We start from the raw sequence: 21,240 nt of genomic DNA on the forward strand, positions 1-21,240 counted from the left end.
CTACACCGGCATGTTCGCGATGAAATCCGACGCCATGCTCACCTACGACACCTGGTACGTGGTGCTCTCGCTGGTCATCGCGGTGGTCGCCGCCACGGCGGCCCTGTGGTTCACCGTGAACGTGCGCGGCATGATCGCCGCCGTCGGCGCGGCGCTGATCATGGCCGTCGCGGTCTGCGGCATGCACTACACGGGCATGGCGGGCATGCACGCCCAGCACGCGGGTCACCACGACACGCCGCCCGGCACCGACGCCCTGCACCTGTTGGCCCCGCTGATCGTCGGCATCAGCATCGTCACCATGGTGCTGCTCATCGCCGTCAGCCTGACCTCCATCGAACGCGACATCGACCTGCCCCCGCTGCGGCCCGCCACCATCCGCCCGGCCACCGACGACGTGGCGCCGCCGCCGCCCAAACACGTCTCCCTGTGGTCGACGGACAACGCTGCGGCACAGGCGGATCCGCCGAATCGGCCCGCGTCCGAATCGAACGGCACGGCCTACTGGCCGACTCGCGAGGTTCCGGGCGCTCGCTGAGCCGCTGCCCACGCGGGTGGAGCATGCCGGTCGGCGGCGAGGCGTCGGCCCAGCCGGCGACCGCCCGGTCGCCGCGGGCAGAGGCGACCCGGTCACGGCGCGCACCGGACACCCGGTGGGTCGGCGCGCATCCGTCGTGCGGTCTCGACGCGCGTCGAGACCATGCGGCGACCGAGCGGCGGGCGGGTCGATCGCCGCGACCGGCGCGCGCACGGCAGACTCGTGCGGGTGGTCACCGCGTACCGCTCCCCTTGGCTCGAGACCGTCGGACTGCGGTCCCGGCTGCGCGAGGCGCGCGTCCGGTGGCGTGCGCCGGGCGCGGCGCGGCGGGTCCTGCCCGCGATCCGGGACCACCTGGGCGCGGCGCCCGCCGCCACCGCCTACGCCTTCACGCTGTTCGTCACGTGGTGGACCCTGCGCGGCGTCGGGCCCGCGGTGGAGCGCAGGCTGATCCTGTCGGCATCGACGAATCTGTACAACATGCGCCACAATCCGGTGCAGGTGCTGGTCGCCTCGGCGTTCTGGACCGAGGGCGGCTTCCCGTGGCTGACCATCGCCGGTTTCCTGGTGGTCATGGCGGCCGCCGAGCGCTGGCTCGGGACGACCCGCTGGATCCTGCTGTTCGCCGCCGGGCACATCGGGGCGACATTGCTCACCGTCACCGCGATCGATCACGCCATCGATCGCGGCCTGATCCCGGTGCGGGTGGCCACGGCCGCCGACGTCGGCACCAGTTACGGCTTCACCGCGGTCCTCACCGCGATGACGTTCCGTTTCCGGGGGTGGGTCCGACTGCTGTGGGCGGGCACGATCCTGGCGGTGCTGGCGGCGGCGCTGTGGCTGGACCCGACCTTCACCGACTACGGCCACCTGTGCGCGGCGCTGATCGGACTGCTGGTGGGCGCGCTGGCGGTGGGGTTCTGGACCGTGCTGCGGCGGCGGGAACGGGCCGAAGCGGCCTGAACCTCAGCCGCTGACCGCCCGGCGCTGGGTGAGCCCGACCACCGGTTCCACCACCCGCGCCATCACCGGCCCCAGGATCGCCATGAGCAGCACGTACGCGGAGGCCAGCGCCGCCAGTTCGCCGGGGACCGCCCCCATGGTGACGGCCAGACCCGCGATGACGATGGAGAATTCGCCGCGCGCGACCAGCGCCGCGCCCGTGCGGGCCCGCCCCATCCGCCCGATGCCCTGCCGCGCCGCCGCCCACCATCCGGTGCCGACCTTCGTCGCCACGGTGATCACCGCCAGCAGCACCGCCCAGCCCAGGACCGGCGGGATGGCCTGCGGGTCGGTGCTCAGGCCGAAGGCGACGAAGAAGATCGCGGCGAACAGGTCGCGCAGGGGTTCGAGCAGTTTGACGGCCTCGCGGGCGGTCGATCCGGAGATCGCGATGCCGAGCAGGAACGCCCCGACCGCCGCGGAGACGTTGAGCGCGGAGGCCGCGCCCGCCACCAGCAGGGCGGCGCCGAGCAGTTTGAGCAGGAAGACCTCGTTGTCGGAGCTGTCCACGACCGCCGAGACGAAACGCCCGTAGCGCAGGGCGACCACCAGGACCACCGTCACCATCGCCAACGCCAGGCCCAGGCCCTCGAGTCCGGCCAGCAGGCTCATCCCGGCCAGGACCGTGGTCAGCACCGGGAGGTAGACCGCCATCGCCAAGTCCTCGAACACCAGGATCGACAGGAGCACCGGTGTTTCGCGGTTACCGAGCCTGCCCAGGTCGTTGAGCACCTTGGCGACGATGCCCGAGGAGGAGATGTAGGTGACCCCGGCCATGGTGACGGCGCCGGTGAAACCCCAGCCGAGCAGCACCGCGACCACCGCGCCGGGCGTCGCGTTGGCGACGATGTCGACCAGGCCCGCCGCCCAGGATCGGCGCAACCCGGTGACCAGTTCGGCCGCGGTGTACTCGAGGCCGAGCAGCAGCAACAGCAGCACCACGCCGATCTCGCTCGCGATGTGGCCGAATTCGTTGGCCGCGCCGAGTTCGACGAATCCGCCCTGCCCGAAGGCCAGACCGCCCAGCAGGTACAGCGGGATGGGCGACATCCCGATCCGCGCCGCCACCCGGCCGAGCATGCCGAGCACGAACAGAACCGCCCCGAGCTCGAGCAACGCGAGCGCGGTGGCGTTCACGGGTCACCCGTGGGACAGGATCTTCGCGGCCGCGTCCAGGCCGTCGGGGGTGCCGACCACGACCAGTACGTCGTCGGCGGTGAAGGTGAAATCCGGTCCGGGCGAGGGGTGCAGCTGTCCGGCGCGCATGACCGCCACGATGGAGGCTTTGGTGCGCGTGCGCATGCCGGTCTCGCCCAGCGTGCGCCCCTCGTACGGGGAGTCCTCGCCGATGGGCAGCTGTCTGGTGGTGATGCCGGGCAGATCCCGGTGGTCCTCACGCAGCTGGGCGACGAGTTGGGGCGCGCCGAGCAGGTTGGCCAGGACGGCGGCCTCGTCGGCGGACAGCGGGATCTGGGCGGCGCAGGAATCCGGATCGTCCAGTTTGGAGACGATCAGGTCGATGCCGCCGTCGCGGTGGTCGACCACACCGATGCGGCGGCCCGACCGCGCCTGGAAATCCTTGCGTACCCCGATTCCGGGCAATGCGGTGACATCGACGTTCACCACTCCACACTAACTCTCGGGACGCGCTGTGTGCCGGACAGCCCCGAGTGCGTCCGGCGCGGCGCGCGAGCACGCCCGCGACCTGGTCATATCCCGCCGGGAACGAGCGGCTCGAAGGTGCCGTCGGGGCCGGGCAAGTAGTCGACCACGGCGGTGACCGCCCCGACCGGCAGCGGACCGTAGAGGTGCGGGAACAGCATGGACTCCGGATCTCCGGGCACGCCGGGCTCCCATTCGATCGGGGAGCCGACGCGGGCGGGGTCGATGCGCAGCAGCACCAGGTCGCGGCGTCCGTGGAACAGTCGGTTGGCGGGCAGGTGCGCCTGGGCCGGTGTGGAGAGGTGGATGAAACCGACCTCCGCCAGTGAAGATGTCCGATACTCGCCGGCCGGCCTAGCGCTGAGCCACTCCTCCAGGGTGCAGATGTGAACAAGCGTGTGAGTGTCGTGGATCACGGGTAATCTCCCGGTAGACAACTGGATCGGCCGGATCGAGGCGTGAACGACGATGTGTGCAGGAGCGGGGCCCGCGATGTTCGCCCGTGGCGAAATCGCAGGTCATGTTATCGAAAACACACTGAATCATTCGCGGGAACAAAGCCCCCGTCCCGAACGTCTGACAGAGTAGTCGTACCACTGCTGGGAAGTAGCGGTTGCGAGCCCCGCGGAGTGACCACGGGGCCCCACACCAGGTGAACGGTCTGTAGTGCCGGGAGCCAGGACGGAGGAGTCATGCCAGGAACCCTGACCAGCACCCCGCTGACCGCGGTCGATCGCTGCGACCGCTGCGGTGCGGCGGCACGGGTACGTGCCACGCTGCCCGCCGGTGGAGAGTTGCTCTTCTGCCAGCACCACGCGAACGAGCACATGGATCGCCTGCGTGAGCTGGACGCCGTGATCGACACGGAGTCCGCGCCCACCCCCTGAAACCCGTGGTATTCGCGTCCCGACACAACAGCATCGAACAACAGAACAACGCTTTGACCGGCAGCGGGCGACCAAGTCGCCCGCTGCCCCTATGTGCGCGACCCGTCTGTGCGCGACCCGTCGGGTCCGCCCAGGAGGCCCGTCAGCAGTCGCGCGAGACCGAACTCGAAGGCGTCCTCGGGGTCGGCGGGAGCCTGGTAGTGCTCCCCCACCGCCGCGCCCACCCGTGAGGACAGCGGGAACCGCTCGACCGGCATGAGTTGTTCGAGCAGCGGTGCGTGCTCCTCCCACCACCGCGCGTCGGTCAGCACTTCGGCCTCGCGTCGCGCCGCGACGGCCACGCGGGCGTTGCCGGTCGCGAAATCGGTGAGCACCGCGATGGTGCGGTCCATGTCCAGATCGGTCAGTCCGATCCCGTCCAGCGCCGCCAACTGACGTTCGTAGCGTCGGATCCGGCCCGGCCCGAGCACCAGTCGCCAGGGCGAGACCTCCAGCAGCCACGGGTGGGCCAGGTATTCGGCGCGGATCTCGCGGGCGACGGCCGCGGCGCGCTCACGCGGCGTCCCGCCGAACGGTTCGTCACCCGCGCTGTCGGCGATGGCGTCGACCATCAGCACCGTCAGCGCCTCCTTGCTGGGCACGTAGGTGTAGAGGCTCATCGGGCGCATGTCCAGTTCGGCGGCGACGGTGCGCATGGACACCCGCTCGATGCCGTCGCGGTCGGCCAGCGCCACGGCGGTGTCCACGACCGTGTCGACGCTGATCTTGGGGCGGGGTCCGCGCCCGCCCGCCCGCGGCGGCACGACGTGCCGCCACAGCAGGGTCATGAGCTGTTCGGCGGTGCGGGTGGCGGTGTCGTCGCTCACGTCTTCCCTCGGCTGGGCGGGAAATAAATTCAGTACAGTGTACGTTGTCATGGCTTCCCGTACGCCCTACGACGATAGAGGTGTCATCCTGTCCGCGACACAGGCCACCTATCTCCCCGACCGCCACATGTTCGCGCTGTGGACCTGGACCGGCCTGCGCGCAGGCCCGCCCCCCGGCATCGGCGACCGCGAAACCCTCCCCTTGGCCGTCCCCGACCCGACCGGTGAACTCACCGTCACCGAGGTGGACTGCGCGTTGCTGGCCCCCGACGGCCTCCCTACCGCACCGATCGACCGCCCCGCTGCCTCGCTGCTGCTGTGGCGGCGGGTCCTCGACGGCGACGACACGGTGCACACGCTGCCCGTCGCCGCGCACGCCGTCCCGAACGCGATCGGCGGCGCGGTGGTCTCGGCCGAGCGGGCGCTGCGGACACTGCGCGACACCCTGCGCGCCGACGCCCTTCCCACCGCCGACCTGCGCCCCTACCAAGTGCGCGGCATCGGGTGGCTGCGCGAGACCGTCGACGCTTTCGGCGGCGCGGTGCTGGCCGACGAGATGGGCCTGGGCAAGACGGTGCAGGCGATCGGACTCCTGCTCGGCCGCACCGATCGCGGGCCCGGACTCGTCGTCTGCCCGACCTCGCTGGTCGGCAACTGGGCCCACGAGATGACCCGCTTCGCCCCGCGCCTGCGGCCGGTGCTCTGGCGCGGCGGCCCCTTGCCCGATGACGCGCCGGACACGGTGCTGGTGACCGGGTACCCGACGCTGCGCCCGCACGGCCACCTGCTCGCCGAACGGTCCTGGGCGACGGTGATCTTCGATGAGGCGCAAGCGCTGAAGAATCCGCGTACCCAGGTCGCCCGGGCCGCGCGCGCCCTGAGCGCCGAGGCCGCGGTGGCGCTCACCGGCACCCCGGTGGAGAACCATCTCGAGGAACTGTGGGCACTGTTGAACCTGGTCGCCCCGCGCATGTTCGCCCACCGCGGCCAGTTCCGCCGCCGGTTCGTGCGCCCGATCGGCGAAGGGTCGACCGAAGCCGCCGCTCGCCTGCGCGACGCTGTCGAACCGGTGCTGTTGGCCCGCCGCAAATCCCAGGTCGCGGCCAGCCTGCCGCCCAAGATCCACAGCGACCTGCTCTGCGATCTCACCGCCGAACAGGAACAGCTCTACGACCGACTGCTGGAACGGATCGTCGAGGAGGGCTTCGGCGCGGGCATCGAACGTCGCGGTCGCGTCCTGGCCGCGCTCACCGAACTCAAACTGGTCTGCAACCACCCCGGCCTGGTCACCGGTGACCTCACCGAACTCGGCGGACGCTCCGGCAAACTGGACCTGTGCGCCGACATCATCGGCGCCAACCTGGAGAACCGGTCGCCCACACTGGTGTTCACCCAGTACCGCCGCACCGGCGATCTGCTGGTCCGGCACCTGCGCGAACAGTTCGGCCTGGACGCGCCGTTCTTCCACGGCGGCCTGGACGGGGCCGAACGCGACGCGATCGTGCGCGGTTTCCAGGCCGAGGACGGTCCCCCCGTGCTGGTGCTGAGTCTGCGCGCGGCGGGCACCGGACTAACCCTCACCCGCGCCGCCGACGTCGTCCACTTCGACCGCTGGTGGAATCCCGCCGTGGAGGCGCAGGCCTCGGACCGGGCGCACCGCATCGGTCAGACGCGCACCGTCACCGTCACCACGCTGACCTCCGCCACCACCGTGGAGGAGCACATCGCCGGCATGCACGACCGCAAATCCGCGCTCACCGACCTGTCCGACAGCGACGGCATCGCCGCGCTGGCCCGACTCGACGACGATCGACTGGTCGCGATCCTGCGCCGAGTCCGGGAGGAGAACTGATGGCCGACAACGAATTCGGCTACACCCGCTGGGGCATGGACTGGGTGCGGCTGGCCGAACCGCTCGACGCGCGTCGCCCGGAACCGCTGCTGCCCCGCGCCCGCAGCATCGCCCGCAACGGCGGTGTGCGGGCGAGGATCACGGGCCGCGACGTGAAGGCGAGCATCCATCGCGGCGACCAGGCGTCGGTGACCCACCTCGAGGTCGCCCCGCTGTCGCGGGCGCGCGCGGCCGCCGTGGCCGCCGTCGTGGGCGACGCCGTGGTCCTCACCGACGAGCAGCATCGGGCGCTGGTCGCCGCGCAGGCGTCACCCGCCCCGGTGGTGGCCGCCACCGACTGCTCCTGTTCGGCGCGCACGGCCCGCTGCCTGCACGTGCTCGCGGTGCTCTACGACCTCGCGCGCCGAGTGGACGAGAACCCGCGCGTCGCCTTGGAGATCCAGGGCTACTTCGACGCGGCCACGGACGAGGCCGCGCCGGTCGAATCGCCGCGCTGGACGCCGATCAACGCGCTGGACCCCCGGTACTACTTCGAGGAACCCACCGGCTGAACGGCGGTCCGGCGGTGCGCGGCAACCGCCCGGGTCGGCACTGGTCCCTCGCACGTCTTCGAGGCGCGGAGACGCGCGTGGCAATCCCCGACCACGCGCGGACACTGTCGGCGCGCCGCGGGGCGACGGTGCGCACCACCCCACCGGTCAAGGGCGCGGCGGGTGCTTATCCGCGTCGCAGGGCGGCGATGCTCCTCTGGGTCGCAGGGCGGCGGGTGGTCACCTGCGGCGCAGGGCGACGGTGGTCATCTGCTGCGCAGGGCGGCGATGCGCTCGCCGAGTTGGTCGGCGGTGGCCAGCGCGGTGGGCGGGCCGCCGCATTCGCGCCGCAGTTCGCCGTGGATGACCCCGTGCGGTTTGCCGGTGCGATGGTGGTGCATGGCGACCAGGCTGTTCAGTTCGCGGCGCAGTTCGCCGAGTCGGTCGGCGGTGGCGACCCGTTCGGCCGCGGCGGTGGCCACCGGCGCGGCGGGGGCAGGCGTCACGGACCGCTCGGCGACCTGTTTGGTCTGGCGCTCGCGCAGCAGCGCGCGCATCTGCTCGGCGTCGAGCAGACCGGGAATCCCCAGGTAGTCGGCTTCCTCGTCACTGCCGGAGAAGGTCGCGGTGCCGAAGGAGGAACCGTCGTAGATGACCTGGTCGAGTTCGGCGTCGGCGGCCAGCGCGACGAAGGACTTCTCCTCCTCGCCCGGTTCGTCCTTCTGCTTGTTGGCATCGATCAGCAGGTCGTCCTCGAGACCGTCCTTCTCCCGGTGCGGCTTGCCGATGATGTGGTCGCGCTGCAACTCCAACTGCGCGGCCAGGTCCAGCAGCACCGGCACCGAGGGCAGGAAGACGCTGGCGGTCTCGCCGGGGCGACGCGCGCGCACGAACCGACCGATGGCCTGGGCGAAGTACAGCGGGGTCGAGGCGCTGGTGGCGTAGACGCCGACGGCCAGGCGCGGCACGTCGACGCCTTCGGACACCATGCGCACCGCGACCATCCACGGTTGGGTGTTGCGGCTGAACTCGGCGATCCGGTTCGAGGAGGTCGGATCGTCGGACAGCACCAGCGCGGGCTTCTCGCCGGAGATGTGTTCGAGCAGTTCGGCGTAATCGCGGGCGCGTTCCTGATCGGTCGCGATGACCAGGCCGCCCGCGTCGGGCATGCCGGAGGCCCGCAACTGGCGCAACCGGGTGTCGGCGGCCCGCAGCACGGCCGAGATCCAGTCGCCCGCCGGATCGAGCGCCGTGCGCCAGGCGCGGGCGGTCTGCTCGGCGTTCAACGGCTCGCCCAGACGGGCGGAATACTCCTCGCCCGCGCTGTCGCGCCAGTGCGCCTCACCGGAGTAGGCGAGGAAGACCACCGGCCGCACGACGCCGTCGGCGAGGGCTTCGGCGTAGCCGTAGGTGTGGTCGGCGCGCGACTGCGGCAGCCCGCCCTCCCCCGGTTCGTAGGTGACGAACGGGATCATGCTGTCGTCGCTGCGGAACGGGGTTCCGGTCAGCGCGAGGCGGCGGGTGGCGTCGCCGAACGCGTCGGCGGTGGCCTCGCCCCAGCTCTTGGCGTCGCCCGCGTGATGGATCTCGTCGAGGATGACCAAGGTGCGGCGGTTCTCGGTGCGCACCCGGTGCCGCGAGGGGTGCGAGGCGATCTGCGCGTAGGTGACGACCACGCCGTGGTAGTCGCCCGAGGTGCCGCCCGTGGCGTTGGAGAATCGCGAATCCAGCGCGATCCCGCTGCGCGCGGCCGATTCGGCCCACTGGTGCTTGAGGTGTTCGGTGGGCGCGACCACGGTGATCTGATCGACGGTGCGATCGGCCAGCAACTCCGCGGCGACCCGCAGCGCGAAGGTGGTCTTGCCCGCGCCGGGCGTCGCGACGGCGAGGAAGTCGCGCGGTTTGGTGGTGAGGTATTTCGTCAGGGCCCGCCGCTGCCAGGCGCGTAGCGCGCCGCCGCCGGCGGTCGTTCCCGAATCGCCCGGCGAGGCCCCACTTCCCGCCGCGGCGCCTCCCGATCCAGTCACGCAGAAGACCCTACTCGGCGACTTCGGTGTGTCGCCAAACCGACGCGGCGGGCGCGACCGGCGTCACAGTTTCGCCGGTGATCCACGTCGCGTTCACGCGGTCAGCATCGACACGTCGCCCCGACAATCCGGTACGTCGAGCGCACGTGCGCGATGCTGTAGGCACGATGACCGACGACAGTTCCACCGGCGAGCCCGATCCGCGGGGCGGCGACGAGCCGATCCACGGCGGTGGCGCGGGCACACGCCCCGCACACGCCGCCGCCCTCACCCGGCGGACCCGACGGGTGGGCCGGGCGACTTGGCGGCTGATCCGGCGGGTGGCGATCAAGGCGTGGAACGACTCGATCTTCGCGAAATCGGCGGCGGCGGCGTTCTGGCAGACCCTGTCGCTGGCCCCGCTGCTGCTGGGCGTGTTGGGCAGCCTCGGCTACGTGGGCGGCTGGTTCGGCCCCGACACCGTCGAGATCGTGCGCGCCAAGATCATCGCCTTCAGCCGGGACCTGTTCAGTTCCTCGGTGGTCTCGGATCTGATCGAACCCACCGTCGCCGACGTGCTCGGCAAGGGGCGCGGCGCGGTGGTGTCGGTGGGTTTCGTGCTGTCGCTGTGGGCGGGTTCCTCGGCGATGGCGACCTTCGTCGACTCGATCGTGGAAGCGCACGGCCAGCAGGACGCGCGACATCCGGTGTGGCAGCGCATCTTCGCCCTGCTGCTGTACGTGTTGTTCCTGGTGGCGGCGGTGTTCATCCTGCCGCTGGTGGCGCTGGGCCCCGCGATCATCGGCCGGGTCCTGCCCGATATCTGGCGCGAACCCGGACTGCGACTGCTCGACGCGTTCTACTACCCGGGCGTCGGCCTGCTGCTGATCGTCGGTCTGACCACGCTCTACAAACTGGCGCTGCACCGCACGCTGCCCTGGCACCGACTCTTCGGCGGCGCGCTGGTGGCGGGCGTGTTCTTCATGACCGCCAGTGAGGGACTGCGGCGGTATCTGTCCTGGGTGACCCGCACGGGCGTCAGCTACGGAGCGCTCGCCACGCCCATCGCGTTCCTGCTGTTCACGTTCTTCCTCGGCTTCGCGGTGATCCTGGGCGCGGAATTCAACGCGGCCGTACAGGAGTTCTGGCCCGCGCGCGCGACCCGTCTGGAGCAGATGAAGCGCTGGTGGGCCGATCAGGTCCGCGGTGACGGCGACGACGAGGAAGACGACGGCGCGGACCGACCGCACGCGGCGGGCGGCACCGCCCAGCCCGACGTGCCGATGGTGTTCGACAAGCCGCCCGCCCGTCCGGAAACCGCGGACGTGCCCGTCGAGCGGCCCGCCTCCCCGGCGGTCGCACCGGCGCGGGGCGCGGCCGGGACGGCGGGCGGACCGGGTCAGTCGCCCTTCTTGAGCCCGTCGTAGATCTTCTTGCACTCGGGGCAGACCGGCGAACCGGGCTTGGCCGAGCGCGTCACCGGGAAGACCTCACCGCACAGGGCGACCACGTGGGTTCCCATGACGGCGCTCTCGGCGATCTTGTCCTTCTTCACGTAGTGGAAGAATTTCGGGGTGTCGTCGCCCGTCGTCTCGTCGGTCGTCGAATCCGGGCGAACCAGGGTGTCGGTACTCACGACCTCCATGATGCCGCATCCGCGCCGCCGTCGCTGTCGACAGGGTCCGCCTTCGGCAGGGCCCCGACCTGGGCGTGTGCATGCCGCACCCGCTCGTGCCAGACTCGAAGGCATGCAGCAGCACGGGGATGCCGACGAGGCCGACGACATCGGCCCCGGTGATCGCCCCGACGTCGAGACGTCCGGAGCGCGACGCTCGCGCGGCTACTTCCCCGGGCAGGCCGAGCACGCGGTGCTCATCACCGAGGCCGCGCCCTCGCTCGAGGATCAGCACCGCGCCCGCGTGCGGCGCTACACGATGATCATGGCCTTCCGCATCCCGTGCCTGATCGGCGCGGCCGTGGCCTACAGCGTGTGGCAGAACGCGCTGGTGTCGCTGCTGATCATCGGCATCTCGATTCCCCTGCCGTGGATCGCGGTGCTCATCGCCAACGACCGGCCGCCGCGGCGCAAGGACGAACCGAGTCGCTGGGACGGTCGCGGCCACCGGCCCGCCCTCGAATCAGGGCAACACCGCTCGATCGACGGCTGAGTCGACCGCCACGGGCCGCGGTCGCCGGATCAGGATCGACATCACCGCGGCCGCCCCGCACAGCGCGCCCGCCAGCAGCCAGGCCAGGTCGTAGCTGCCTCGCAGGTCGCGCACCAGGCCCGCGCCCGTGGCGGCCGCGGCCGCGCCGATCTGATGCGAGGCGAAGACCCAGCCGAAGGCGATCGGGCCGTCCGCGCCGAACATCTCCCGGCACAGCGCCACCGTCGGCGGCACCGTGGCGATCCAGTCCAGCCCGTAGAAGATGATGAACACCCACATGCTCGGTTCGGTCTCCGGCGCGAACAGCGACGGCAGGATCAACAGCGACAATCCGCGCAGGGTGTAGTAGGCCAGCAGCAGGTAGCGGGGGTCGAGCAGGTCGGTCAGCCAGCCCGACAGGATCGTGCCTGCGACGTCGAAGATCCCGATCACCGCCAGCAACCCCGCCGCCGTCGTCGCGGGCATGCCGTGATCGTGCGCGGCGGTGACGAAGTGGGTGCCGACCAACCCGTTCGTGGACGCCCCGCACACCGCGAAACCGCCCGCCAGCAGCCAGAATCCGCGGGTGCGCGCGATCGAGGCCAACACCGTCAGCGCCCGGCCCGCGCCCGCTCCCGCGGGGACGCTCAGCGCGACGTCGCCGGGCGGCGCGCCGTAGGCGGTGACGCCCATGTCGGCGGGATGGTCGCGGATGAACAGCAGCACCAGCGGCACCACCGCCAGCGCGGTCGCCGCGACCACCAGCGCGGGCACGCGCCACCCGTGCTCGTCGGCGAGCGCGGCGATCAACGGCAGGAAGATCAACTGACCCGTCGCGCCCGCCGCGATGAGCACGCCGGTGACCAGCCCGCGATGCCGAACGAACCACCGTCCGGTGATGGTCGCCACGAATGGCATCGACATCGAGCCGACGCCGACGCCGACCAGCAGTCCCCAGGTCAGCACCAACTGCCAGGACGCGGTCATGAACACCGTCAGCCCGTTGCCCGCCGCGACGAGCACCAGGGCGCACGCCACCACCCGACGGATACCGAAACGGTCCATCAGCGCCGCCGCGAACGGTGAGATCAGGCCGTAGAGCAGCAGATTCAGCGAGACCGCCGCGCCGATCGTCGCGTGCGACCAGCCGAATTCCCGGTGCAGCGGTTCCATCAGCACGCCGGGCACCGACCGGAACGCCGCCGCACCCAGCAGGGCGACGAAGCCGACGCCCGCCACCACCCAGGCCGGATGCGGCCCGCGCCGCCCGGCGACCGCGATCACCGGTTCGTCGCGGTCGCGCACCCTTTCGCATTCCGTCACGGAACGAGGGTGCCCGATCCCGCCGTCGCCCACGAGTACGGCGAACGCCACGTCCCGTCGAAATCCCGCCGGCCGCGCGCCGGTTCGGCTCCCGAATCCGCTCGACACGAACCGAGCCGCCCCCTACTGTGTCCCCGGGGCATACCGGGTGCGTGTGTCCGACGACACACGGGAGCGGCGGATGATTCGCTGGGTCTGGGCCTTTCTCGACCGGCCCGCTCACCATTTCGACGACTGCGCGCGATTCTGGGCCGAGGTCACCGGCACGGCCGCCTCGGCACGGCGCGGCCACGACGACGAATTCCTCACGCTGCTGCCCGACCCCGCGCTCGCGGCCGCCGCGTCGGTGAAGATGCAGGCCGTGCGCGGCCTCGGCGGCGTGCACCTCGACCTCGACGTCGACGACGTCGCCGCGGCGGTGCGCGTCGCGCTGGACCTGGGCGCGTCCCTGGTCGCCAACCACCCCACCTACGCGGTGCTGCGCTCGCCGTCCGGGCAGATCTTCTGCTTCACCCCGCACGGTCGGACCCGCGGCGTGCCCGCCCCCGCCTTCCGCGCGCCCGACGGCACCCACAGCCGCATCGATCAGGTCTGCCTGGACATCGGACCGGCCGACCACGCCGTCGAGACCGCGTTCTGGCAGACCCTGACGGGCTGGGAGCACCGGCAGGGCAGGCTGCCGGAATTCGCGCGACTGCGCTCCTCGGACGGTCTGGCGGTGCAGTTGCTGCTGCAACGTCTCGGCGAGGACCGGCGCACCACCGCGCACATCGACCTGTCCTCCTCCGATATCGAGGCCACCGCGGCGTGGCACGAATCGCTCGGCGCGCGCGTGGTCGAACGCCACGAACACTGGATCGTGCTGCGCGACCCGGGCGCGGGCGTCTACTGCGTCACCGCGCGCGACCCGCACGGCGTCTGAACTCCGCGGCGGCAGGAATGGCAGAGTACCGATGTGCCCACCCCGCGAACCACCACCGCGTCCCCGCTCACCGCGCTGTGCCCGGATCTGCGTACCGCGCTGACCAGGGTCGGCTACGACGCGGACACCCTGCTCGAGGTCCTCGGTGACCAGGCCCATGCCGCGCTCGGCCGTCAGGAACCGGTGCCGGTCCGGCGGGCCGCGCGCGCGGCGGGCGACCTCGGCACGCTGATCCTGCTGTTCCTGGTGGGCGACGACGTCGCCGACCGCGACGCGGCGTCCGCGTTCGCCCCGCTCGAGGTGGACCGCGCCGTCGCCGCGGGCCTGCTGACCCGCTCGGGCGACCGGGTGCGCGCGGCGTTGGACCTGCGACCGCTGGACGTGGGCGCGGGCACCCGCTGGGTGCTCTCGGACCTGGACGACTCCATGCGCCGCCGCACCCTCACCGAGGACCACGTGCTCGGCGTCGGGCACGCCTCGCTGTCGCTGTTGCGCGCCACCCCCACCCGTCCGGTGGGCTCGGTCCTGGACCTGGGCACCGGATGCGGCGTGCAGGCCGTACACGCCGGTTCCTATGGGCGGTCGGTCACCGCCACCGACGTCAATCCGCGCGCGCTGTGGCTGGCCGAGGCGACCGCGGCCCTCAACGAACTCGACATCGATTTCCTCGAGGGTTCCTGGTTCGACCCGGTGGCGGGTCGCCGCTTCGATCAGGTGGTCGCCAATCCCCCGTTCGTGGTGGGCCCGGCCCGCGTCGAGCACACCTACCGCGATTCCGGTCTCGCGCTGGACGGCGCGAGCGAACTCGTCCTGTCGCGCGCGCCGGAATTCCTCGCCCCAGGCGGGACCGCCGCGCTGCTGGCCGCCTGGGCGCACGTCGAAGGACAGGACTGGCGGCAGCGGGTGTCCTCGTGGCTGCCCGCCGAAGGCGTCGACGCCTGGGTCGTGCAGCGCGACGTCGCCGATCCGGCTCTGTATGTCGGCACCTGGCTGCGTGACGCGGGCCTCGACCCGCGTGAGGCGGGAGCGCAGGAGCGCGCCGAGCGCTGGCTCGACGCGTTCGAGGCCGCCGACGTGGCGGGAATCGGCTTCGGGTTCGTCTACCTGCGCGCGATCGACGGTCCGACCGAGGTGCTGGCCGAGGACCTCGCCCACGGCTTCGAGGACCCGCTCGGCGCGGAGGCGAGCGACTATTTCGAGCGGTCGGCCTGGTTGCGCGCGGTCGCCCGGGACCCCGACCTGGCCTGGTCCGCGCGTTTCGCCGTCGACCCCGCCACCGCGCTGGAGCGGATCTACCTCTCGGGCGAGCACGGCTGGGAACAGCGGGTCGCGCGACTGCACCGCGGCGACGGCCCGCGCTGGCAGCACGAAGTGGACGACGTCACAGCTTCGCTGGTGGCCGGAATGCGGGCCGACGGTCCGCCGTTGCACGAGGTGGTCGAACTGCTCGCCCTCGCGCACGGATACGACGCGGACGATCCGGAACTGGCCGCCGATTCGCTGTCGGTGGTCACCGGTCTGGTCCGACACGGGCTGATCCGGCCCGTGTGAACCGGTCCGTGTAATCGCGGGAGAACGGGTAAGCGACGGGTACGAGCGCGGACGAGGTCAGCACCGTGTTCCGACCCGTGGGGGTTCTCAGGAACTTCTCAGCAGGAGAGCCGAGAACCCGCAGCTCAGAGCGGTTTATCACCGCCGCGAGCGGGAACTTTCCTCAGGTCGGGTCCGTTGTTCGGAGTGAGACACCACCGACAGGAGGCAAGTCATGACAAGCCCCGCCACCACTCGTGTGCGCACCAGCGATTCCGACCTCGACGCCCAGAGCCCCGCCGCCGACCTGGTACGCGTGTACCTCAACGGGATCGGTCGCACGGCGCTGCTCACGGCCGCCGACGAGGTCGAGCTGGCCAAGCGCATCGAGGCGGGCCTCTACGCGCAGCACCTGCTCGAGACCGGCAAGCGTCTGTCGGCCGGCCGCAAGCGGGATCTGGCCGCCGTCGTGCGCGAGGGTCAGGCCGCGCGTTCGCACCTGCTCGAGGCCAACCTCCGCCTCGTGGTCTCGCTCGCCAAGCGCTACACCGGCCGCGGCATGCCGCTGCTGGATCTGATCCAGGAGGGCAACCTCGGGCTGATCCGCGCGATGGAGAAGTTCGACTACGCCAAGGGATTCAAGTTCTCCACCTACGCCACCTGGTGGATCCGCCAGGCCATCACCCGCGGCATGGCCGACCAGAGCCGCACGATCCGGCTGCCCGTCCACCTGGTCGAACAGGTGAACAAGCTCGCCAGAATCAAGCGCGAACTGCACCAGCAACTCGGCCGCGAGGCCACCGACGACGAACTGGCCAACGAATCGGGCATCCCGGTCGAGAAGATCTCCGATCTACTGGACCACAGCCGCGACCCGGTGAGCCTGGACATGCCGGTCGGCAACGACGAAGAGGCCCCGCTCGGTGATTTCATCGAGGATTCCGAGGCCACCTCCGCCGAGTCGGCCGTGATCGCCGGTCTGCTGCACCACGACGTCCGCAGCGTGCTCGCCACGCTGGACGAACGCGAACAGCAGGTCATCCGGCTGCGCTTCGGCCTCGACGACGGTCAGCCGCGCACCCTCGACCAGATCGGCAAGCTGTTCGGCCTCTCGCGCGAGCGGGTGCGTCAGATCGAGCGCGAAGTCATGGCCAAGCTGCGCAAGGGCGAGCGCGCCGACAGGCTGCGCGCTTACGCCAGCTGATCCCCTCGGTGGTCGTGTGACCACCTCGTACCCGGTGGCCGGAATCCGGCCACCGTCCCAGCGCCGGCCGGTGCCCGCGCGCCCGTCCCCTCCGGGTCGCGCGAACCGGTCGGCGAACGCGTCTCCGGGGTTCGGCAACACTCAGTTCTGGTCGACCTGCACGTCGTAGTTGACGGTGTCGTCCTGCACGCTCGTGACGGTGACGGTCAGGCCGAGTTGATCCCCGCCCTCGGTCAGCGTGCAACGCATCGTCGTCCCCACCTTGCCGTCGAGGTCGCCGGGGCAGTCGATCGAATCCGGTTCCTGGCCGACCTTCTCGGTCAGCGTCTGCTTGACCGACTTCTCCAGTTCGGATTCGTCGATTTTCGGATCCGAGCCGATGGAGACCGAACACGCGGTCAACGCACAGGCCAGCAGCGGCAGGGCGATGGCGGCGAGCTTGTTCATGGCAGTACCTCTCGTAGGCGGGAGTCCATGGTGCCTCGAGATCACCGCCCGCATAGGCCCATTGACGACGGCACGCCGGATACGACGGCGCGGCCGGGGTGTCCGCCAGGTGTGTCCGCCCGCCTCAGGCCAATCGGCGCGGCCCCACGTCGAAACGACTCGGTTGCGGACCGACCCGCACCCGGGCGTAGAGGATCGCCGCCGAAGTCGGTGCGGCGAGCACCGGTTCGCACAGCAACTCTCGCACCTCCGGCAGATCGTCGAACAGCGCCGAGATCCGGCGGGCCGACTCCGCCAGGGCCGCCTTGTCCACCCGGGGACTGGCCGGGGTGCCCGAGAGCAGCGCCGCCGCGCGCGGCGCGTCGATCAAGGCCACCGATTCGTCCTCGGTCAACGGCAGCGCCCGATACGCGCGGTCGCCGAGCAGTTCGATGATGAGCCCCGACAATCCGAATTCGATCACCGACCCGAACGACGGATCGTCCTGCACCCGCAGGATGCAGCCCACGCCGGTCGGCGCCATCTTCTGGATGTGCAGCACCGGGTCGCCGCAGATGTCGACCAGATCCCGGTAGCCCTGCCGCACCGCCTCCGGTCGCCACAGGTCCAGGCGAACACCGCTGAGATCCGGGCGACGTCGCCACAACTCCCCGGTGGCCTTGGCCGCCACCGGATATCCCAGGGCCTCGGCCGCCGCGACGGCCTCGTCCTCGTCGCGCACCTCCCGGAACTCGACGATGTGGATGCCGTAGCAGCCCAACAGATCCACGGCCTCCAGATCGGTCAGCCAGCGACCGCCCTCGGCCATCCAGCCCGCCACCAGATCTCGCGCCCGGTCGACGTCCATGCCGTCGGGGCGCACCACGGCCGAGACCGGCTTGTCACGCCACTCGGCGTAACGCCGCACCCGCGCCAACGCGCGCGCGGCCCGCTCGGGATCGGGATAGGACGGGATCGATCCGCGCACCGCGATGCCGCCGGGACCGCGCTCGGACAGCAGGTTCGGGATGCCCTGCTCGGCGACGAACGTGGTCAGGATCGGCTTGCTCGCCTCCGGAACGGCCTGTGCCGCCGCGCGGATCGCGTCGGCGAAACCGGCCATCGGCAAGGGCACGGGGGGCGCGAAAACGACGATGACCGCATCGATCTCGTCGTCGCGCAAGGCCGCCACCACCGCGTCGAGATAGCTGCCGGGCGTGGCCTGCGGACCCAGATTCACCGGCTCGCCCACCTCGAGGCCCTCGCCGCGGGCGGCGTCGACCGCCAGCCAACTCAGCGCGGTGCTGTTGGAGACCACCGCCAACCGTCCGCCCGCGGGCAGCGGTTGGTAGCCGAGCAGGGCGGCGCAGTCGAACAACTCCGAGATCGAGTCGACCTGCACGATGCCCGCCTGCGCGAACAGATCCCGCACGATCGAACGGTCCATGTCGCCGGTCGGCTGGGTGCGCGCGGCCAGCCTGCCGCTGCTGACCGCGACGATCGGCTTGGTGCGGGCCACCCGGCGCGCGATCCGCGAGAACTTGCGCGGATTACCGAAACTCTCCAGGTACAGCAGGATCACCTCGGTGTCGGCGGCGGTGTCCCAGTACTGGAGCAGATCGTTGCCCGAGACGTCGGCGCGGTTGCCCGCCGAGACGAAAGTGGACAGTCCCAGATTGCGGGCCGCGGCCTCCCCCAGGATCGCCGCGCCCAACGGACCGGACTGGCAGAAGAACCCGATCCGGCCGCGGGCGGGCAGGATCGAGGCCAGCGTCGCGTTGAGCGAGACGGCCGGATCGGTGTTCGCGATGCCCAGCGCGCTCGGGCCGACCACGCGCATCCCGTGCCCGCGCGCCGCAGCCACCAGATCGCGTTCGGCCGCCATGCCTTCGGCCCCCGTCTCGCCGAAACCCGCGGTCAGCACCACCAGGCCCTTGACGCCCTTGGCCATACAGTCGTCGAGCACCGAGCCGATCGCGGCAGCGGGCACCGCCACCACCGCCAGATCCACCTCGTCGGGAATGTCACGGACGGTGGGATAGGCGAATACGCCGCGCACCGACCGGCGATTCGGGTTGACCGGATACACCGGCCCCTGGAAGACGCCGGAGAGCAGATTCGCCAGCATCACCCCGCCCACGCGGCCCACCGCCGGAGTCGCGCCGATCACCGCGATCGATCGGGGGGCGAGCAGATTGCCGACACTGCGCGCCTCGGAGGCCCGTTCGCGGGCGTCGCGCACCGAGACCAGCGCCTCGGTGGGATCGATCGCGAATTCCAGGTGCAGCACCGAACCGTCGCGGCTGCGCTCGACCTGATAGCCGGCTTCCCGGAACACGGTGACCATGGTGGTGTTCTCGGCGAGCACCTCGGCGACGAAGGTGTCGATCTTGGCCTCCGCGGCCGAACCCGCCAGATGTTCGAGCAGGATCGAGCCCAGACCGCGGCCCTGGTGGCCGTCGGCCACCACGAACGCGACTTCGGCCGAGCGCGGGCCCGGCCGGTCCAACAGTTCGTACCGGCCGACCGCGATGATCTGATCGCCCAGTTCCAGGACCAGCCCGACCCGGTCGCGATAGTCGACGTGGGTGGTGCGGTAGAGGTCGCGCGGTGAGATGCGCGGGTAGGGGCCGAAGTAGCGCAGATAGCGCGTGCGGTCCGACAGCGCCGCGTGGAACTGCTGCAACCCCTCGGCATCGTCGGGGGTGATGGGGCGCAACCGCACCACCCGACCGTCGGCGGCCAGGACGTCGGCGAACCAGTGCTGCGGCGGCGGGGGCGGGTCGGCCGGCGTACTCGGCGAGTCCACGCCCGGGGTCTGCTCAGTCACGAGGGTCCTCCGCATCCAGGCCGAGCAGCCCGAAAACCGCTCGGCGCGTGGCCGTCACGGCCGTGTCGACGGCCCGTTGCGCGCGATCGACACGCGGGTCGCCGGTTTCGGGTGTGCCGCCGGGGCCGTCCCACGGGCGGTAGGCGATGTCGCCGCCGTCGCCCATCGTCGGCGGCGCCGTGACCGTCGGCGCCTCCGCCGCCATCGCCTCGATCCAGGTCGACGGCACCGGGGTCGACGGGTCGACGTCGCGGTCCAACGCCGTGGCCAACAGATGCGTCCACGCGCGCGGGACCACGCGGACCGGGCTGTAACCACCGCCGCCCACCGCCAACCAGCGGCCTTCGGCGTAGCGGTCGGCCAGATCCCGCATCGCCAGGAACGCGGCGCGCTGGCCGTCGACGGTCAATTCCAGGTCGGCCAGCGGATCCTCGCGATGGGTGTCCACACCGCACTGTCCGACGATGATCTGCGGGCGGAAAGCCGCGAGCACACCGGGCACGACCGCGTGGAAACCGCGCAGCCACTGCGCGTCGGCGGTGCCCGGCAGCACCGCCAGATTGACCGCGGTGCCCGCCGCGGCCCCGCTGCCGGTCTCGTCCGGCCAGCCGGTGTTGGGCCACAGCGTCGCCGGATGCTGGTGGATGGAGAAGGTCAGCACCCGGGGGTCGTGGTAGAACGCCCGCTGGACCCCGTCGCCGTGGTGGACGTCGATGTCGAGATAGGCGATGCGATCGAAACCGTGGTCGAGCAGCCAGGAGATCGCCACCGCGGCGTCGTTGTAGATGCAGAAACCCGCGGCCGCGTCCGCCATCGCGTGATGCATACCGCCGCCGATGCTCACCGCGCGCCTGGTCCGTCCCTCGGCGATCTCCCTGGCCGCGGCCAGCGTGCCGCCGACGATCACCGAGGCGGCGGCGTGCATGCGCGGAAAGACCGGGTTGTCCTCGGAGCCCAACCCGTACGGTGGCGCGTGCAGCGCCACCGGCGGCGCCTGCGCCTGTTCGACGGCCTGGAGGTAGGCGGGTGTGTGCACCCGCAGCAGATCCGATTCGCTCGCCGGTCGCGGGGCGATGCGTTCGACGCCCTCGAGCACGCCCAGACTTTCGGCCAGCGCCATGGTGTACGCCAGTCGGGCCGGTTTCATGGGATGCTGCGGTGTCCAGGTGTAGTCCAGGAAACGTTCGCTCCACACCACCGCGGCGGAGGGGCCCGGCGCGAGCGCGGCCGGGGCCGGTGCGCCCTCGAGCGGGGCGGGCTGATCCTCGGGCGGGGTAGTGGCCATGATCGCAACGGTACGCGGGAAGCTGCCACACCCGTTCGACGTTGACATGCAGTAGAAATAGAGCATGTGCCGACGAGGCGGCCCCATGGGTGCCCACTCGGAGATCCGCCGCCGCACCGACCGGTGCGGGCGAGCAGTACGACGGCCCGGCGAGCGTGGGCCCCGTGACGGTCCTCCACGGGGATCCGTGCTGGCGAGTGGGTAGAATTCGGGCAGACGAAGGGGTAACA

At 71.3% G+C, this 21,240-nt stretch carries 20 protein-coding genes; 10 read left to right on the forward strand and 10 right to left on the reverse strand.

Features of this window, described 5'->3' with window-relative positions; all coding sequences use genetic code 11:
* Positions 1-538: MHYT domain-containing protein (locus ON30_RS36190; protein ID WP_281004733.1), on the forward strand; the 538-nt coding region annotated here is incomplete at its 5' end.
* 162 nt (positions 539-700) lie between these two features.
* Positions 701-1,501 (forward strand): rhomboid-like protein, encoded by an 801-nt coding sequence (locus ON30_RS17565; protein WP_245554096.1) that lies wholly within the window; start codon positions 701-703, stop codon positions 1,499-1,501.
* A 3-nt stretch (positions 1,502-1,504) separates the two neighbouring features.
* Here ON30_RS17565 and ON30_RS17570 read toward each other — a convergent pair whose 3' ends face one another.
* The 3 genes from ON30_RS17570 to ON30_RS17580 all read right to left on the reverse strand — a co-directional run bounded on the left by ON30_RS17570 (position 1,505) and on the right by ON30_RS17580 (position 3,618).
* Positions 1,505-2,677: a cation:proton antiporter gene (locus ON30_RS17570; protein WP_040708536.1), complete on the reverse strand. Its 1,173-nt coding sequence runs from the start codon at positions 2,675-2,677 to the stop codon at positions 1,505-1,507.
* Positions 2,678-2,680: 3 nt separating this feature from the next.
* Positions 2,681-3,163, reverse strand: coding sequence for a cation:proton antiporter regulatory subunit (locus ON30_RS17575; protein ID WP_040708617.1), 483 nt, complete (start codon positions 3,161-3,163; stop codon positions 2,681-2,683).
* A gap of 86 nt (positions 3,164-3,249) precedes the next feature.
* On the reverse strand, positions 3,250-3,618 hold the full coding sequence (locus tag ON30_RS17580) for a DUF952 domain-containing protein (protein ID WP_245554097.1): 369 nt from the start codon (positions 3,616-3,618) through the stop codon (positions 3,250-3,252).
* A gap of 276 nt (positions 3,619-3,894) precedes the next feature.
* Here ON30_RS17580 and ON30_RS17585 point away from each other — a divergent pair, with 276 nt between their 5' ends.
* Positions 3,895-4,089 (forward strand): DUF7455 domain-containing protein, encoded by a 195-nt coding sequence (locus ON30_RS17585; RefSeq protein WP_040708537.1) that lies wholly within the window; start codon positions 3,895-3,897, stop codon positions 4,087-4,089.
* Positions 4,090-4,178: 89 nt separating this feature from the next.
* Here the strand turns inward: ON30_RS17585 and ON30_RS17590 are convergent, their stop codons facing one another.
* Complete coding sequence (locus ON30_RS17590) at positions 4,179-4,955, reverse strand: TetR/AcrR family transcriptional regulator (protein ID WP_040708538.1); 777 nt, start codon at positions 4,953-4,955, stop codon at positions 4,179-4,181.
* A 127-nt stretch (positions 4,956-5,082) separates the two neighbouring features.
* On the opposite strand from ON30_RS17590, the gene ON30_RS17595 reads away from it, so the two are divergent.
* Both ON30_RS17595 and ON30_RS17600 read left to right on the forward strand, forming a co-directional pair.
* Positions 5,083-6,807 carry a DEAD/DEAH box helicase gene (locus tag ON30_RS17595; protein ID WP_040708540.1) on the forward strand — a complete coding sequence of 575 codons (1,725 nt, stop codon included), beginning with the start codon at positions 5,083-5,085 and terminating at the stop codon, positions 6,805-6,807.
* A complete protein-coding gene (locus ON30_RS17600) occupies positions 6,807-7,358 on the forward strand; it encodes an SWIM zinc finger-containing protein (protein WP_040708541.1) in 552 nt (183 codons plus the stop codon). The genes ON30_RS17595 and ON30_RS17600 overlap by 1 nt, the downstream gene beginning before the upstream one ends.
* Before the next feature lie 245 nt (positions 7,359-7,603).
* On the opposite strand, the gene ON30_RS17605 is transcribed toward ON30_RS17600, so the two are convergent.
* On the reverse strand, positions 7,604-9,364 hold the full coding sequence (locus ON30_RS17605) for a DEAD/DEAH box helicase (protein WP_040708542.1): 1,761 nt from the start codon (positions 9,362-9,364) through the stop codon (positions 7,604-7,606).
* A gap of 167 nt (positions 9,365-9,531) precedes the next feature.
* Here ON30_RS17605 and ON30_RS17610 point away from each other — a divergent pair, with 167 nt between their 5' ends.
* A complete protein-coding gene (locus tag ON30_RS17610; protein WP_083911471.1) occupies positions 9,532-10,770 on the forward strand; it encodes a YihY/virulence factor BrkB family protein in 1,239 nt (412 codons plus the stop codon).
* On the opposite strand, the gene ON30_RS17615 is transcribed toward ON30_RS17610, so the two are convergent.
* A complete protein-coding gene (locus ON30_RS17615; protein WP_040708620.1) occupies positions 10,743-10,979 on the reverse strand; it encodes a DUF3039 domain-containing protein in 237 nt (78 codons plus the stop codon). The genes ON30_RS17610 and ON30_RS17615 overlap by 28 nt on opposite strands.
* Positions 10,980-11,091: 112 nt before the next feature.
* On the opposite strand from ON30_RS17615, the gene ON30_RS17620 reads away from it, so the two are divergent.
* The gene (locus ON30_RS17620; protein WP_040708543.1) at positions 11,092-11,511 is read left to right on the forward strand and encodes a DUF3099 domain-containing protein; all 420 of its coding nucleotides are present in this window, start codon (positions 11,092-11,094) and stop codon (positions 11,509-11,511) included.
* Here the strand turns inward: ON30_RS17620 and ON30_RS17625 are convergent.
* Positions 11,482-12,813, reverse strand: a complete 1,332-nt coding sequence (locus tag ON30_RS17625) for an MFS transporter (protein ID WP_373282569.1) — start codon at positions 12,811-12,813, stop codon at positions 11,482-11,484. The genes ON30_RS17620 and ON30_RS17625 overlap by 30 nt on opposite strands.
* A 181-nt stretch (positions 12,814-12,994) precedes the next feature.
* Here ON30_RS17625 and ON30_RS17630 point away from each other — a divergent pair, with 181 nt between their 5' ends.
* The 3 genes from ON30_RS17630 (at position 12,995) to ON30_RS17640 (ending at position 16,469) form a co-directional block, all read left to right on the forward strand.
* The gene (locus tag ON30_RS17630) at positions 12,995-13,735 is read left to right on the forward strand and encodes a VOC family protein (RefSeq protein WP_040708545.1); all 741 of its coding nucleotides are present in this window, start codon (positions 12,995-12,997) and stop codon (positions 13,733-13,735) included.
* Positions 13,736-13,768: 33 nt separating this feature from the next.
* Positions 13,769-15,286: a DUF7782 domain-containing protein gene (locus ON30_RS17635; RefSeq protein WP_040708546.1), complete on the forward strand. Its 1,518-nt coding sequence runs from the start codon at positions 13,769-13,771 to the stop codon at positions 15,284-15,286.
* Positions 15,287-15,500: 214 nt separating this feature from the next.
* A complete protein-coding gene (locus ON30_RS17640; protein WP_040708547.1) occupies positions 15,501-16,469 on the forward strand; it encodes a sigma-70 family RNA polymerase sigma factor in 969 nt (322 codons plus the stop codon).
* A 141-nt stretch (positions 16,470-16,610) separates the two neighbouring features.
* Here ON30_RS17640 and ON30_RS17645 read toward each other — a convergent pair whose 3' ends face one another.
* The 3 genes from ON30_RS17645 to ON30_RS17655 form a co-directional block, all read right to left on the reverse strand.
* Positions 16,611-16,916, reverse strand: a complete 306-nt coding sequence (locus ON30_RS17645) for a DUF4333 domain-containing protein (protein WP_040708548.1) — start codon at positions 16,914-16,916, stop codon at positions 16,611-16,613.
* A 124-nt stretch (positions 16,917-17,040) separates the two neighbouring features.
* Positions 17,041-19,740, reverse strand: a complete 2,700-nt coding sequence (locus tag ON30_RS17650) for a bifunctional acetate--CoA ligase family protein/GNAT family N-acetyltransferase (protein ID WP_083911473.1) — start codon at positions 19,738-19,740, stop codon at positions 17,041-17,043.
* A complete protein-coding gene (locus ON30_RS17655; RefSeq protein WP_245554102.1) occupies positions 19,718-20,872 on the reverse strand; it encodes an acetoin utilization protein AcuC in 1,155 nt (384 codons plus the stop codon). Before ON30_RS17655 ends, ON30_RS17650 begins: the two co-directional genes overlap by 23 nt.
* Positions 20,873-21,240: the final 368 nt, after the last annotated feature.

The organism is Nocardia takedensis NBRC 100417 (assembly GCF_000308695.1).
GTDB lineage: Bacteria > Actinomycetota > Actinomycetes > Mycobacteriales > Mycobacteriaceae > Nocardia > Nocardia takedensis.